12 protein-coding genes are annotated in these 14,565 nt (G+C 72.5%); 7 read left to right on the forward strand and 5 right to left on the reverse strand.

The window, feature by feature from the left end:
• The 3 genes from ABZ297_RS42815 to ABZ297_RS42825 all read right to left on the reverse strand — a co-directional run.
• The coding region (locus ABZ297_RS42815; RefSeq protein WP_355358940.1) for a condensation domain-containing protein at window positions 1-1,685 on the reverse strand (1,685 nt) is incomplete at its 3' end.
• Window positions 1,682-3,163: a condensation domain-containing protein gene (locus ABZ297_RS42820; protein ID WP_355358943.1), complete on the reverse strand. Its 1,482-nt coding sequence runs from the start codon at window positions 3,161-3,163 to the stop codon at window positions 1,682-1,684. The genes ABZ297_RS42820 and ABZ297_RS42815, both read right to left, overlap by 4 nt.
• A 2-nt stretch (window positions 3,164-3,165) precedes the next feature.
• Window positions 3,166-4,656 (reverse strand): AMP-binding protein, encoded by a 1,491-nt coding sequence (locus ABZ297_RS42825; protein ID WP_355358946.1) that lies wholly within the window; start codon window positions 4,654-4,656, stop codon window positions 3,166-3,168.
• A 149-nt stretch (window positions 4,657-4,805) separates the two neighbouring features.
• Here ABZ297_RS42825 and ABZ297_RS42830 point away from each other — a divergent pair, with 149 nt between their 5' ends.
• The 5 genes from ABZ297_RS42830 to ABZ297_RS42850 all read left to right on the forward strand — a co-directional run bounded on the left by ABZ297_RS42830 (window position 4,806) and on the right by ABZ297_RS42850 (window position 9,389).
• Window positions 4,806-5,039 (forward strand): acyl carrier protein, encoded by a 234-nt coding sequence (locus ABZ297_RS42830; protein ID WP_355358969.1) that lies wholly within the window; start codon window positions 4,806-4,808, stop codon window positions 5,037-5,039.
• Window positions 5,032-6,288, forward strand: a complete 1,257-nt coding sequence (locus ABZ297_RS42835) for a condensation domain-containing protein (protein ID WP_355358949.1) — start codon at window positions 5,032-5,034, stop codon at window positions 6,286-6,288. The genes ABZ297_RS42830 and ABZ297_RS42835 overlap by 8 nt, the downstream gene beginning before the upstream one ends.
• The gene (locus tag ABZ297_RS42840) at window positions 6,285-8,135 is read left to right on the forward strand and encodes a N,N-dimethylformamidase beta subunit family domain-containing protein (RefSeq protein WP_355358952.1); all 1,851 of its coding nucleotides are present in this window, start codon (window positions 6,285-6,287) and stop codon (window positions 8,133-8,135) included. The genes ABZ297_RS42835 and ABZ297_RS42840 overlap by 4 nt, the downstream gene beginning before the upstream one ends.
• A 223-nt stretch (window positions 8,136-8,358) precedes the next feature.
• Window positions 8,359-8,625, forward strand: coding sequence for a hypothetical protein (locus ABZ297_RS42845; RefSeq protein WP_355358955.1), 267 nt, complete (start codon window positions 8,359-8,361; stop codon window positions 8,623-8,625).
• A complete protein-coding gene (locus tag ABZ297_RS42850; protein WP_355358958.1) occupies window positions 8,622-9,389 on the forward strand; it encodes a hypothetical protein in 768 nt (255 codons plus the stop codon). The genes ABZ297_RS42845 and ABZ297_RS42850 overlap by 4 nt, the downstream gene beginning before the upstream one ends.
• Before the next feature lie 63 nt (window positions 9,390-9,452).
• Here the strand turns inward: ABZ297_RS42850 and ABZ297_RS42855 are convergent, their stop codons facing one another.
• On the reverse strand, window positions 9,453-10,778 hold the full coding sequence (locus ABZ297_RS42855; protein WP_355358961.1) for a prolyl oligopeptidase family serine peptidase: 1,326 nt from the start codon (window positions 10,776-10,778) through the stop codon (window positions 9,453-9,455).
• 251 nt (window positions 10,779-11,029) lie between these two features.
• On the opposite strand from ABZ297_RS42855, the gene ABZ297_RS42860 reads away from it, so the two are divergent.
• Together ABZ297_RS42860 and ABZ297_RS42865 are read left to right on the forward strand one after the other, a co-directional pair.
• Window positions 11,030-12,403, forward strand: coding sequence for a histidine kinase (locus ABZ297_RS42860; protein WP_355358963.1), 1,374 nt, complete (start codon window positions 11,030-11,032; stop codon window positions 12,401-12,403).
• Window positions 12,400-13,074, forward strand: a complete 675-nt coding sequence (locus tag ABZ297_RS42865; protein WP_355358965.1) for a response regulator transcription factor — start codon at window positions 12,400-12,402, stop codon at window positions 13,072-13,074. Before ABZ297_RS42860 ends, ABZ297_RS42865 begins: the two co-directional genes overlap by 4 nt.
• On the opposite strand, the gene ABZ297_RS42870 is transcribed toward ABZ297_RS42865, so the two are convergent.
• Window positions 13,071-14,565, reverse strand: a 1,495-nt coding sequence (locus ABZ297_RS42870) for an NAD-dependent epimerase/dehydratase family protein (RefSeq protein WP_355358967.1), incomplete at its 5' end; no start/stop codon positions are given. The two genes, ABZ297_RS42865 and ABZ297_RS42870, sit on opposite strands and share 4 nt — an antisense overlap.

Here is a 14,565-nt window from a genome sequence, read left to right on the forward strand (position 1 = left end):
CCGGCGACGCGGTCGGCGGGCAGCGACGGGTCTATCGGCACGTACGCGGCCCCCGCCAGCATGACGCCGAGCAGCGACGCGGGCAGCTGGGCCGAGCGCGGCAGGCACACCGCCACCACCGACCCGGCCGCGACGTCGCGGGCGCGCAGTTCCCCGGCGGTCCACCGCGCCCTCTCGGCCAGTTCGGCGTACGACATCGCCCGGCCGGCGCACTCCACCGCCACCGCGTCGGGCCGCAGCGCCGCCTGCCGCAGGAAGAGGTCCACGACGGTGCCGTCGGGCACGTCGAGCGCGGTCTCGTTCCACCGGCCGAGCAGCAGCTCGCGCTCCTCGGACGGCAGCACGTCCAGCTCGGACAGCCGGGCGTCCGGGTTCGCGACGGCCGACGCCAGCAGCGTGCGGAACCTCGCCGCCAGCCGTTCCACGGTCGGCTGGTCGAACAGCTCGGCGCTGTAGAAGAAGGCGCCGTGCAGGCCGTCGCCGTCGGGCCACAGGTCCGCCCGCAGGTCCACCATCGCGGGCGGGGCGCCGTGCGGGAAGGGCCGGCTCTCCAGCCCGGCGAACGTCGCCGCCTCCCCGTACCCGACAGCGGCGTTGTGCAGCGCGAACATCGTCTGGAACAGCGGTGTGCGGCTCAGGTCGCGCTCGATGTCGAGTGCCGACAGCACCCGTTCGAGCGGCGCCTCCCCGTGCGCCATCGCCTCCAGCACGGTGCGGCGGGTCCGCCGCAGCAGCTCGGCGAACGGCGGGTCGCCTGACAGGTCGCCCCTGAGCACCAGCGTGGACGCGAACAGCCCGACCATCGGCTCCAGCTCCGGACGGTCGCGTCCGGCGGTGGGCACGCCGACCACGATGTCGGCCTGTTCGGTGTCGGCCTGCTTGGTGTCGGCCTGTTCGGTGTGCCGGGCGAGCAGGGCCTGGTAGGCGGCGAGCAGCACCATGAACAGGGTGCAACGTTCCGCGCGGGCCAGCCTGCCCAGCTCGGCCACCAGGCCGGGAGGAAGGTCGAAGCCGGCCTCGCCGCCGGTGCTGCCCCGCTGGGCCTGGCGCGGCCGGTCGGTCGGCAGGTCCAGCGGCGTCGCCCCGCCGAGCTTGCCCGTCCAGTAGCCGACGTCGGCCTCGGCGGCCCGCTGCGCGTCGGCGTGCTCGCCGTAGCGGGTGGTCAGCTCGGGCAGGTCGGCGGACGTCCCGTCCCTGCGGGCGGCGTAGAACCTGGCCAGGTCGTCCATCAGGACGTTGAGCGACCAGCCGTCGGCGATGATGTGGTGCAGGACGACGCAGAGCACGTGGTCGTCGTCCGCCAGCCGCACGAGGCTCACCCGCAGCGGCGGCGCGGCGGCCAGCTCGAACGGGGTGTTGACGCGCGCCTCCAGCCGCCGGGTCGCCGCCGCGAGCAGCCGCGAGTCGTCCTTCGGCAGGCGCGGGGTGTCGTCCTGGGCGGTGAGGTCGATGCGTTCGATCGGCACGGGGCCCGGCGGGTCGATGACGGCGACGGGCAGCCCGTCGTGGTCGGGGAACCTGGTGCGCAGCGACTCGTGCCGCGCCACCACGTCCGCGAACGCGTCCGCCAGCGTCTCGGCGTCGAGCGGGCCGCGCAGCCGCCGCACCACAGCCACCCGGTAGGCCGGGTCGGCGGGGTCCAGCCTGTGCAGGAACCAGAGCCGCTCCTGGCCGAGGGAGATCATGCGCGCAGCTCGCTGATCGCCGCCGCCACCCCGGCGACCGTGGGATCGTCCAGGAACACGTCGAACGGCACCTCCACGCCGAGCCGTTTCCTGATCCTGGCGCTGATCTGGGTGATCGTCAGGGAGTGGCCGCCGAGGTCGTACAGGTCCTCGTCCGGCGCGAGGTCGTCGATCCGCAGGACCTCCATCCAGATCAGCCGGACCTGCTCGACCAGCTCCCCGTCGGCCTGGCCGGTTCCGGTTCTGGCGGGTTCGGGCGTCCCGGCCAGGGGCGCGGGCGCGGCGGCGGGCAGCGGCAGGTCTTCGAGCCTGAGGTCGGGGTCGGCGGCGATCGCGTCCAGGACGGTGCGCAGGTGCCGCCCGGCCAGCTCGACGTCCTCGCGGGCGAGGATGTCGGGGTTGTGGTGCAGGGTGAGCCGCAGGCCGTCGTCACCGTCCACGGCCTGCAGGTGGAGGGCGCTCCTGACCATGTGGTTGGACATCGTCCACTCGGCCGACAGCTCCAGCCCGGGGAAGGGCAGGTCGGCCGCGCGCCGCCGGAAGCTGATCGACACCGGCGCGAGCGCCGCCCTCGGCCTGATGCCGCCCACGGCCCTGGCCACCGGCACCTCGCGGAAGCTGTTCAGCTCGCGCAGCTCGGCCCTGAGCCCGTGGGCCAGTTCGCGGAGCGTGGTGCCGGGCGAGGGCGTCGAGTAGACGGGCAGCTCGGTGGCGAACAGCCCGATGTGCTCGCTCGTCTCGGGCTTCCTGGTGGACATCGCCACGGCGACCGAAACCTCGGCGTTGCCGTACCGGAAGAGCAGGGCGTGCACAGCGGCCAGGAAAAGCTCGAAGCGCGTGAACTCGGACGTCGTCGTGGTCGGCGCGCCGGTCAGGTCGAGCGGCACGCTCTCGGCGCGTCCGGCCGACACCGGTGTCCGCACCGCACCGCCGATGACGACGGACGGCACCTCGCGCCAGCGCGCCCGCCAGTACGCCTCGGCCTCCGGCGGAACCCCGGTGGCGTCCCCGTACGGCATGGGCAGCGGCGGCAGGGGGCCGCCGGAGTAGGCGGCCGCCAGGTCGCGCACCAGCAGGTCCTTCGACACGCCGTCGAACACCAGGTGGTGGCCCATGAACAGCAGCAGGTGCCGCGACGGCGTCACCTCCGCCAGCGTGAACCGCGCCAGCGGCCCACGGCGCAGGTCGAAGGGGCGGGCGAGCTCCCGGCCGACGAGCGCCTCCGGGTCGGGCGCGGACACGACCTCGATGGGCGGCCGGTCGGCGGCGGGCACCAGATGCAGGTCGCCGTCGCGCTCCTCGAAGGCGCAGCCCAGCACCGGGTGGCGGGCGAGCACCGCTTCGCACGCCTTCAGCATCGCCTCCCGGCCCAGCGGGCCGTCGAACCACATGGCGAAGGGCATGTGGTAGGCCGTGCCGGTGTCATGCGTCACCTCAGTGATCCACATCCCGTGCTGGGCCTGCGATGCCAGGACCATCTTCACTCCTCTGCCAGACGGCGCAGTTCCCGCTTGATGACTTTTCCGGCGGCGTTCCTCGGCAGGACGTCCAGGCTGAGCAGCGACGACGGCAGCTCGTGCGGCGCGAGCCGCGACCCCAGGAAGGCGCGCACATCGGTGAGCGTCAGCGGTTCACGCGCCACCACCGCCGCCGCCACGGCCATGCCCATCACCGGGTGCGGCACGCCGAACACCGACGCGTCGGCCACGGCCGGGTGCTCGTGCAGCGCGGCCTCCACCTGGAGCGTCGAGACCTTGAAGGCGCCCGACTTGATCACGTCGCTCTCCCTGTCGACGAGGTACAGGTAGCCCTCGTCGTCGAGGTAGCCCAGGTCGCCCATGCGCACCCAGCCGTCCTGGAAGGCGTCGCCGGTGCGCTGCTCGCGGTAGTAGGCGCGCGGGTGGGCGGCGGCCCGCAGCCACACCTCGCCGGTCTGCCCCGGTTCGACCGGCCCGCCGTCGGCGTCCGCGATCCTGAGCCGGGAGCCTCCGGCCGCGCGGCCGAGCGAGCCGGGACGGTCCTGGTCGTAGATCATGATGGTCTGGGCCGGGGCGGCCTCGGTCGAGGTGTAGTAGTTCGCCACCGTCGCGTTCGGGAACGCCGCCGACAACTCGGCGGCGACGGCGGGCGGGAGCGCGGCGGCGGCCGAGCCGAGCAGCAGCACGCTCGACAGGTCGTGGCGGTCCTGGACCCGCGCGTTGAGCAGCTCGATGGCCATCGCGGGCACCACGAACACGGTGCCCGCCGCGTACGACTCGACGAGCGCGGCGAAGCGGGCCGGGGTGAACAGCGGCAGGGTGACGACGGTGGGGGCGGCGGTGAGGGCGTGCAGCAGCATCACCTGCCCGGCGTTCGTGCCGATGGGGAAGGCGTGCACCAGATGCCGGGAATGGGCGAACGGGCGGCGCTTGGGGTGCACGGGCGGCGAGGTCAGGTTGGCGTGCGTGGCGGCGACGCCCTTGTGGCGTCCCGTGGTGCCGGAGGTGTAGAGGATCTGCGCGAGCGAGAGGGCGTCCACCTCGGCAGCGGACGGGGCCGGGCCGGGCCCGGTGGCGGCGGCCAGCTCCGGGAAGGCGATGGCGGTGGGTGGGGTCCGGAGCTGCCCGAGAGCCGTCGCGAGCGGCTCGTGGCCGCCGTGGACGACCGTCGCGGCCCCGCAGTGCTCGATCATGTACGCCAGCTCGGGCGGGGCCAGCCGGTCCGACAGCGGCACCGCCACGCCGCCCGCCTTGAGCACCGCCATCCAGCTCACCGCGTAGTCCAGCCAGTCGCGGCCGCCGAAGACCAGCGCCACCCGGTCGCCCCTGGCCGTACCGCGCGCTAACAGGGCGTGGGCGGCGGTGGTCGAGCGCGCGTCCCAGTCGCCGAGCGTCAGGACGCCCGTTCCGGCGACGACGAGCGCCTCGTGGTCGGGGTCGGTGGCGGCTCGCGAGGTCAGGAGGTCGGGCACTGGAAGGGCCGACTGAACCACCCCCAGAATTATTTTCGGGATGCAGCATGACCGTAGAAAAAAATGCACAAATGCGTCAACCCCTTACCGATAGCCGCTTGCCGCAATCTGGCCCCGCATGACACACTCGCCCCGAAATTCCCTGACAAGGGAGGGTTCGCCAGGTGTTGATGGACGGGGAACTACGCGGACGGCTCGCCGACATGATCGCCAAGGCCACTGACGGCGCGGTCGATCCGGCCGAGGTGATGGCAGGGCAGGCCCGGCTGGCCGACCTCGGCGTCACCTCACTCGCCTACCTCAGGCTGATCGACTCGGTCGAGGCCGAGTTCGGGGTCGAGCTCGACCCGTCGGCGCTCGACAGCCTGGACGAGCTGGTGGACTACGTGCGACTCCATGGGTGACGCGCCGCTCACGTGGGGGCAGCAGGACATCTGGCGCGCGGTCGTGGCGGCCGAGCCGCAGGAGCGCTATCTCAACATCGGACGCGTCTTCGCCGCCCCCAAGCGGCCCGTCACCGTGGAGCGCGCCGTCCAGGCCCTCGACCGGCTCGTCGCCCGGCACGAGTCGCTCCGCACCCGGCTCGCCGGCCCGCCTGACGCCCCACGACAGCGGGTCGCCGACGTCGCGCGGATCGAGGTCGAGGTGGTCGAGTCCGAGCCCGTCCAGCTGGTGTGCGACCGGCTGGCGGCCGAGCCGTTCGCCTACTGGGACGAGTGGCCGCTGCGGGTCGCCTTCGTGGTCGCCGGGGGATATGTCCGGCATATCGCCCTGGTCCTCTGTCATCTCGCCGCCGACGGGCACGCGGCCGACCTCATCGTCAAGGACTTCCGGCTGCTCCTGCTGAGGGACGCGCTGCCACCCGTCCAGAGCGACACCCCGCGACAGCTCGCCGAGTGGCAGCACTCGGCGGAGGGCAGGCGCGTGTCGAGCGACGCGATCGGCTTCTGGCTCGGCGAGTACGCCCGCATCGACCCCGTGCCGGACCCGTCGCTGCCGCCGGAGCGGCCGCGTTTCCGCGAAGCCACGATGTGCTCCACCGCGCTCGCCGCCGCCACGCAGGCGGTCGCCGCCCGCAACCGGGTCAGCTCCTCGACGGTGCTGCTGGCCGCCGCGATCCGGCTGGCGGGCGGGCTCACCGGGCAGCGGACCTGCGGGATGCGGGTGATCGTCAACAACCGCTTCGCCGCCGGCCGCCGGGACGTGGTGTCCACGATCTCCCAGGAAGGGCTGGTGGTCCTGGACCTCGGCGACGCCTCCACCGGCTTCGACGAGGTGGTCCGTCGGTGCTGGGGCGTGGCGATGCGCGCCTACCGGCAGGCGCAGTTCGACCCGTACGCGATGGAGGAGGCGGTCACCGCCGTGGGGCCCGGCATCAGGTCGTTCGGGTGCTTCAACGACCAGCGGCTCGTGCAGGGTGACGGGCCGTCGGGCGCCGACGAGCACGACGTCCGGGCCGCGATGGACAAGACCGAGCTGGCCTGGACCGACGCGATGGACCGCAACATCTGCGACTTCCGCCTGCACATCGGCGGCGAGCCCGGACGCATGGACGTGTCGCTCTACGCCGACACCGCGTTGCTCGCCCCGCCGGGCGTCGAGCGCTACCTGATGGACCTGGAGTCGCTGGTCGTCGAGGCGGCCTTCCGGTGAGCCTGTACGCGGAGGCGACGTCGTGCACGCAGGGCGAGGAGCTGCGCTTCCGGCTCCTCGGCGGTCTTCCCGGCGGCCCGATCACCGTGGAGGACGTGCCGTCAGGCCGGGTCGTCCTGGAGGACGTGGCCGACGGTCCCGTCTGGACGCTCAAGGTGGGCGAGGGCTGGCCCAGCTCCCTCTACCGGGCCATCTACAACAACGTTTCCGCATATTTCGTGGTACGTGGAAGCGTGCCCGGTTCGTCGGTGCTGGTGTCGATCCCGTTTCCCACCTGGGAGGCGTACAACCGGCCGGGCGTCCCCGGTGAGGGGCTCTACCAGTCGGAGCAGCCCGACCGCGCGGTCAAGGTCTCCTTCGACCGTCCGGGAGCCGGGCCGCAGATCGAGGAGTGGGAGCTGGGCCTGCTGCGCTGGCTCGCCCCCGCCGGGTACACCGTGGACTACTGCTCGGGCCTGGACCTGCACGACGGCCTCGACCTCCTCAGCCGCTACCGCCTGCTGGTCGTCAACGGCCACGACGAGTACTGGTCGTGGGAGATGCGGGACGCGGTCGAGGAGTTCGCCCGCCGCGGCGGGAACATCGCCATCTTCTCCGGCAACACCTGCTGGTGGCAGGTGCGCTTCGAGGACGACCTGCGCACCATGGTCTGCTACCGCGACGCCGTCTCCGACCCCCTCGCCGCCACCGACCCCGGCCGGGTCACCGTCGAATGGCCCAGCGAACCCGTCAACCGTCCCGAGAACACCCTCACCGGCGTCACCTTCAGGAACGGCGCCGGCTGCTGGGTCGACTCGCGGGTGATGGCGCACGAGTCCTACACCGCCCGCTTCGCCGACCACTGGGTGTTCGAAGGCACCGGGCTGGCCGACGGCGACACCTTCGGCAAGGGCGCGCTCGGCTACGAGACGGACGCAGCCGACCTCGAATGGGTCGACGGCGTCCCGAGGGCGACGGGCCGCGACAGCACGCCGCCGTCGTTCGTCGTCCTCGCCACCGCCGACCTGAGCCACTGGCGCCGGTACGGCAGGGGCGGCGCGGCCACCATGGGCATCCACCGCCTCGGCGCGGGCACGGTCTTCAACGCGTCCACCATCAACTGGGGCAACACTCTCCACGACCCCGTCCTGGAGCGCATCACCCGAAACGTCCTCGACCGCCTCTCCCGCCCAGCAGCCCCACCCCACTGGGACCCCGTCGGCCCAGCCCCGGCGAACGCCGGTAGCGCCCCGCCTTCCCACGGGAGCGCAGCGGGCGGCGTCGTCACGTGCGCCCTGGTCGCGTGCGACAACCGGCTCTTCGCCGGCTGCTCCGACGGGACGCTCGCCGTCCGCGACATCTCCGGGCAGAACCTGCCGTGGCGGGTGATCGACGAGACCGACGTGATCGCTCTGGCGGCCCCCCGCGAGGCGCACGGCGGCCCGCCCGCCGGCCTGTACGGGGTCGCCCCCGACGGCACCATCCGCTACCGAGACCCCGTCCTGGCCCGGTCCGCGTGGCAGGACGTCAGCCGGGCCCCCGAGGGCGCCACCGGCCTGGCCGCCGCGGACGAGGGGCTGTTCGCCGTCACCTCGGCGGGCGAGCTGTGGCATCTCCCGATCCGACGGCTCGACGTCCACGACTGGGCCCGAGTCGGCTCGGCAGCGGGCGCGGCGAGCCTGACCGCGATGAACGGACGCCTGTTCGCCGTCTCCGCCGACCGGATCCTGACCAGGTCGGTCGAGCGGCACGAGACCGGCTGGGAGGACCTGGGCCCCGCCGGGGGCCGCACCGTCCTCGCCGCCGTCGCAGGGCGGCTCATCGGCACCGGGCCGGGCGGCGGCCTCTCCTGGCGGTCGGTGACGTAGGACAACAGGGCGGCCCCCACCTCTCGGCGCTAGCCCATCAACGCGCGGGAGCACGTCACCCTGGCTTAGCTTTCAACAACCTCGGCCTGATCAACCGCCGACGCTACCGCGAGATTCTTACGTCCTACCTGCATGGTGACGACATCTCCGCCGCGCCAAGGATCACCATCGCCACTTTCCTTCTCAGACCCACCTGGGTACCTTTGGGTACTGGAGGTTGTTCATGGCTGGCTCAAACGTTGCACCGCTGAAGGTGGACGCAGAAACCGATCGGCTGATCTCTCACGGGGCGCACTTTCTGCACGTGACGAAGAAGGAGTTCGTGGCGCAGGCCGTACGGGTATATCTCAAAGTTCGCCAAGCTGAACTGCACGCGGCGATGCAAGAGGCGATGGCGCAACTGGACGGGACACACTTGTCCCGAGTGGCGCTGGCCTCCGGGCTGACTAAGGACCAGATTGAGGAGCTCGGCGGAGTGGAGGAAGGGTGAATCCCACTCGTCCGACGATCCGTTGCCTGCGCGGAGACCTCGGCATCGTGAAGCTCCCGCCTGCTCGGATCACCTTGGACGAACTCGATCATCCGTTGATCCGGAAAGCATCCGCCCAGTTCGCCGGAGACAGCGCTCGCGAGCGAATCGCCGCCGTCGACGACAACATTCTGTTCAAGGTCAAGATCCAGCGATGGCGGGGAGCGGTCTGGACCGACGCCCGCTGCCCCTGGCTGGTGGCCGCCGGACGACGCGAAGACGGGAGCCCGGACGACTTCTACGCCGCCCTCGCTGAAACAGCCAAGAATGCGAGAAAGTCCTACAACGCCTCCCACACCCCGCCGCTGACCAGCGACACCTACACAGACGATCTACTCCCCGGCGCTCTCGACGAAGCGCGGCTACGGCTCGAAGACGCAGAACGCAGCGTGCTTCGCATGGAGGCGAGCGTCCGTGCACTTGTCACCCGCTCTCTGCTGAGCGGTCGTGAACAATGCGAGGACCTCGCGGGATACACCCTCGCGATCCTGATCCGCGCTGACGAAGGCCACGAGACCTATGTCGGTGTCCGGATCATCGGGCACGTCACCATCGCCGACCAGGCCACCATCCTTGACGCGGTCCCCGGCTGCGACCGAGACAGTTGGTATCCCGACGTCATGCCTCACCGCGACCTCGAATCTGGAGAAGTCGTCTGGTCCAACCTCATGGACCCGCCGGCAGCGGCAGCTCTGCTCGCCGAAGCCGAAGGCAACGCACCGTAGGGCTGCAGCATGTCCGGGCTGACGCCGCGCGAGGAGGAGGCCGGGCCGCGCCGGTGCGAGGTGCTACTCGCAGGTCTTCTTGTCTGGGGAGCAGAGCTTGACCTCCGGGTAGCGCGGCGACGGCTCGTCCAGCAGGGGTTGCGGCTTGTTGCGCAGGTGCTGGTCGAAGAAGGCGCGGACGTACCTGCGGGTGATCTCCAAGGAGCGGACCCCCGGCACCTTGGCTCCCGCGTCGATGCCGAGTTGGTCCGCCAGCGGAACGATGTCGGTGAAGGACTCGTGCGCCGCGCCGGTCAGCAGCAGCCAGCGCTTCCATCCGGTCAGGAGCTTCCAGTCGCGCTCCCAGGTGGCGGCCGCCGGGTTGCCGGACCCGGGAGTGTAGGTGGCGGACTTGCCCAGGAACATGAACGGCCGCGACAACTCGCTGTCGAGGATCCCGGTGTCCGTGGTGCCGTCGATGTCGATCCCGGCGCGGAGCCGGGAGTCCTTGACCATCGCGGCGATGGTGCTCGCGCCGCCTGCGGAGTGGCCCGCCATCGCGATTCTGGACGGGTCGATCAGCGAAGCCGCCTTCCACTTCGCGCGGGCTCCGGTCAGCTGGTCGAGGACGTAGGAGACGTCGGCTGCCCGGCCCTTCGACAGCTTGGTGAAGAGCGATGGGTCGTGGTCGCCCTCGCAGGGGACACAGGTGGTGACCCGCCCGTCAGGGAAGGTGGTGGCGACGCTCTCGTACGTGTGATCGATCGCGGCCACCACGTACCCCCTGCTCGCCAGGTCCTCGGCGAGGGCGGTCAGGGTGCTGCGGGGCTTGCCGAAGCCGGGCGAGAGCACCACAAGGGGCAGGCCGTGCTTGCGCCCTGCGGGTTTCGCGTCGCTGAAGGCGTTGGTGCGCGTCTTGCTGAGCGCGTCCAACGGCACGCTGGTTATCTTCGCGTCCTTGAGGAGGAGTTCCGACTCCTTCGGTGTCATGTACTGCGCCCGCCGACGGCCCTCTGACTTCGCCGGATACCACAGGGAGACCATCAGCTCCCTGGCCTGCGCCGTGGGCACCCAGGGGTCGGGGCGAGAGGCGTCCTTCAGATACAGGGCCGTGGTGCCGACCGGATGCGAACCGGTCGGCCTGGGCAGATACGGCGTGCCACTCGGCACACCCAACGGCCCGGCGGACGCAGCCGCGTCGCCCGCGAGCCCGGCCGACGCAGCCGTATCGGCCGAAGGCCCGGCCGAGGCGGCGACAGGCGCGGACGCGTACGCCGTGGAGGCGGGCGCGACGCAGGCGAGCAGTCCGGCGACGGCGACCAGCCCGCCGCGGAGGAAGGGATTGCCTGCCGCCGTGATGGTGGCCGGCCCGCTGCGGTACCGCTGGGCTGCGCTTTCCGGCTCGGTCACATGACCCATGGAATGTCCGTCCTTCCGGTGGAGACGGCCGTCTCGGCGGGGAACTCCCGCGCGGGCGGCCTGATGGCAGGGACGAAGCTAGGCGCGGTCAAGGTGCACGCGCGTCGGCCATCGCACCGATCTCGGACACCTCTCAGGGAGGACCCGGCCGCAGTGTCATCCCTGAGATGTACTCCTCAGGACGAGCGCCCTGGTCACTGAGGCGGATGCGGGCCGGATCGGGCGGCCAGGACAATGTGCAGGTGGCAGCGGATGAACGACGGCTCTGGCGGCAGTACGTGCGGGATGTGCTGCGTCCGGAGGAGGAACCCGTCAGCCCGTCGCGCGGGGCGATCGTCGCCGACTCGTTGCTCGCGATCGTCCTGACTGTCGCCGCGGTGGTCGCGGCGGCGAGGCTCCCGGGTGGTGACAGTCTCGTCGGCGCGCAGCCTCACCTGGTCGAACCCTTGCAGCTCCAGCCCTCCCCGGGCGCCGTCGCGCCGCCTGAGCCGCCGCCTGTGCCGGCTCTGCCCTCGCCGCCGGCGCCGCCGCCCGACGGGATCTCTCGGCCGGTCCCCGTCGGCGTGAGCACCTACGACCCGCCCATGGTCCTGGTGGCGCTGACAGCGTTGCCGCTGGCGGTCCGGCGCCGCTACCCGCTCATCACCTTTTGGACGGTGCTGGCCGCAGCGCTGGCCACCCGCGAGGGCGCAACCTGGATCACCGTCCTGACCTGCGCCATCGCCGCCTACGGCGCCGTCGCCCACAGCCGTAACCGGGTGCCGGCGGTGGCGGGCCTCGTGCTCGCGGCCGTGCTGGCGGGCGCCGCGTTCCGGGACGTCGCCCCAGATCTGCCGGGTTGGTCGGCGCCGTTCGTCGTGCTCCTGGGTGCGGGGGTTTTCGCGAGCTTCATCCGTTTCTGGCAGCAGCAGCTCAGAAGCAGCCGGCATCGGCTCGCCGAACTGCGGCACGCCCAGGAGGACGCCATGCGCAGGGCCGTCGAGGTGGAGCGCGCCCGGATCGCCGGCGAGCTCCACGACGTGGTGACGCACAATGTCAGCGTGATGGTGATCCAGGCCGGCGCGGCGCGCAAGGTGATGGACGCGGCGCCGGAGCAGTCGAAGCAGGCCCTGCTCGCGATCGAGGCGAGCGGCCGGGCCGCGATGGCCGAGCTGCGGCACGTCATGGGCCTGCTCGCCGGCCCCGACGGCGAACGCCCCGACGTCCCGGCCGACGGGCTCGAACCGCAGCCCGGGCTCGACCAGCTCGACAACCTGGTCGAGCGGGTCCGCGCAGCCGGCACACCGGTGAGCCTCACCGTGTCGTCGTTGCCCGGCCCGCTGCCCCCCGGGGTCGACCTGGCCGCCTACCGCGTCGTCCAGGAGGCCCTGACCAACACGATCAAGCACGCGTCCGGCGCGGAGGCGTCCGTCGTGATCGGCCACGACGAGGGCCGGCTGGAGATCGAGGTCACCGACACCGGCGGCGAGCAGGCAGCGCCGTCGAGGGCCGGCAACGGCCACGGGCTGATCGGGCTGCGCGAGCGGCTCGCCCTCTACGGCGGAACCCTGGACGCCGGCCCGAGAACCGGCGGCGGATACCGGATCAGGGCCCGGCTCCCGTGGAGACCCGCGTGAGCGGGCCGCTGCGCGCCGTCATCGCCGACGACCAGGCGCTGGTACGCACCGGGTTCCGGATGATCCTCGCAGCCGACGGCATCGAGGTGGCGGCCGAGGCGGCCAACGGAGCCGAGGCGGTCGCCGCCGTCCGGCGCACCAGGCCCGACATCGTCCTCATGGACATCCGGATGCCGGAAATGGACGGTCTCGAAGCCACCCGGCGGATCCTGGCCGGCGGCGCGGACGAGACCCGCGTCCTCATCCTGACCACCTACGATCTCGACCAGTACGTCTACGCCGCCCTCGCCGCCGGCGCCAGCGGCTTCCTGCTCAAGGACGTCACCCCCGAGCACCTGGTGGCCGCGGTACGGCTGGTGCGCTCCGGCGACGCCCTGCTCGCGCCGACCATCACCCGACGCCTGGTGGAGCGGTTCGCGCCCCGCGACGAGGTGAAGGCCACCGTGCACCGCGACCTGTCCGGGCTGACGCCGCGCGAGCTGGAGGTGCTGCGTCTGCTCGCCACCGGCCTGAGCAACGCCGAGCTCGCCGACCGGTTGACCCTCAGCGCGACGACGGTGAAGACGCACGTCGCGCGCATCCTGTCCAAGCTCGGCCTCCGCGACCGCGTCCAGGCCGTCGTGGTCGCGTACGAGACCGGGCTGGTCTCTCCGGGCGAGGGCAGCGGTTAAGGGAGGTCGCTCTCGTAGGCCAGCCACTGCGCGCAGGTGTGGAGCCCGTAGTCCAGCGTCACGCTCTGCCGCCAGCCCAGCTCGGCGGCGGCCCGCTCGACGCTGACCAGCGGCTCCGGCGGGCCGTCGGACGTCTCGACGTCCACCGGTCGCACCGCCCCTGACACCGCCTCGGCCAGCTCGCGCGTGCCCAGCCGTGCCGGGTTGGCGACGTTGAACACCCGCGACGCCGGGTTGCCCGCGAGCGCCGCCAGCACCGCCCGCGCGATGTCCTGGACGTGCACCAGCTGCGCGGGAGAGCCCGCGACGGGCGCGGGACGGTTGAGCGACGACCGCAGCACCAGCTCCGCGACCGCGCCCCGCTGCGGCATCCCGGGCCCGTAGGGCTCGCCCAGCCGCAGCACCACGGCGTTGGCCGCCGCCTCCTCCACCCGCAGAATGGCCCGCGCAAGCGGCGCGGTGTCGGCTAGAGCCTCCTCGGTGTGCTCTCCGTGCGGGTAGACGTGGCACGAGCTGAGCAGGACGCCGCCGCGCCCGTCGGCGAAGGCCGCGCGCGCCAGGCGCAGCTCCTCCTCCGGGTCGGCGTCCTCGTCCCAGCCGAGCGCGCAGACGTGCACCGCCACGGCGGTGTCCTCTTCTGGGCCGGCCGTGCGGAAGCCGTGGTCGGCGAGCGCCCCTGTCAGATGGTCGCGGACGAACGTGGCCGCGCCCGTCAGGGTCACCACGGGGCGGTCGGCGAGGGCCGGAGGGCGGTGTTCCGGCCGGTCGGCGAGGCCCGCCTCCAGGCCCGCGCGGGCCACCTCGTGCAGCTCGGGCCCGAGCCGGGCGAGGTCGCGGGCCCCGAGCTCGTGGCAGAGCCCGCCGGGCCCCATCGTGGCGAGCGCCCGATCCAGCACCCGCGGGTCGGCCCGGTCCAGCACCCGCGCATCGGCATCCGCCACGGCGCGCGGGTCGGCGTCGTCCGGGGCGGTTCGGGCGTGGACGATGCCCATCGTGTAGGCCGTGAGCCAGAGCGGCCAGTGCCGGGTCGCCGCTCCCGCCCGCAGAGACTCGGCGTCGATGCCCCGCCCCGCCAGGTAGTCCTCGCAGCGGATGTCCCGCCACCGCCCGGTCTTGGGGGCGCGGACCGCGCACTGGGCCACGCCCCGCTTGAAGAACGGGATCACCGGCAGCTCCCTGAGCAGGCTCTCCGAGCCCTGGTCCGCCAGCGGGTCGTCGGCGAAGAAGCACGGCGAGCGGCGCAGCCCCTGGAAGTCGTTGTCCACCAGGCTCGCCAGGTCCTCGTGCTCTGCCAGGTTCGGCACGGCCACGTACACGGGGACCCCGGCCTGGCGCAGGTAGCGTCCCATGAGCACGTCGTCGGGCCAGGTGTCGCCCCGGTCGCGGGCCCACTCCACGTACCCGCCGGCGACCTGGCGGGGCAGCAGCAGCGCCGCCACCGGCGTGTACTCGCCGCCCCCCGGCACCCACCGCGCCCCGGCGAGCGCGCCC

The sequence above is a fragment of the Nonomuraea sp. NPDC005983 genome (assembly GCF_040614375.1).
In the GTDB taxonomy this organism is placed as follows: domain Bacteria; phylum Actinomycetota; class Actinomycetes; order Streptosporangiales; family Streptosporangiaceae; genus Nonomuraea.

Excerpts from the sequence above, each read along its gene's own strand:
- ABZ297_RS42820 (WP_355358943.1), bottom strand. The coding sequence starts at position 3,163 with ATGGTCCTGGCATCGCAGGCCCAGCACGGGATGTGGATCACTGAGGTG.
- ABZ297_RS42830 (WP_355358969.1), top strand. The coding sequence starts at position 4,806 with ATGGACGGGGAACTACGCGGACGGCTCGCCGACATGATCGCCAAGGCC.
- ABZ297_RS42835 (WP_355358949.1), top strand. The coding sequence starts at position 5,032 with ATGGGTGACGCGCCGCTCACGTGGGGGCAGCAGGACATCTGGCGCGCG.
- ABZ297_RS42845 (WP_355358955.1), top strand. The coding sequence starts at position 8,359 with ATGGCTGGCTCAAACGTTGCACCGCTGAAGGTGGACGCAGAAACCGAT.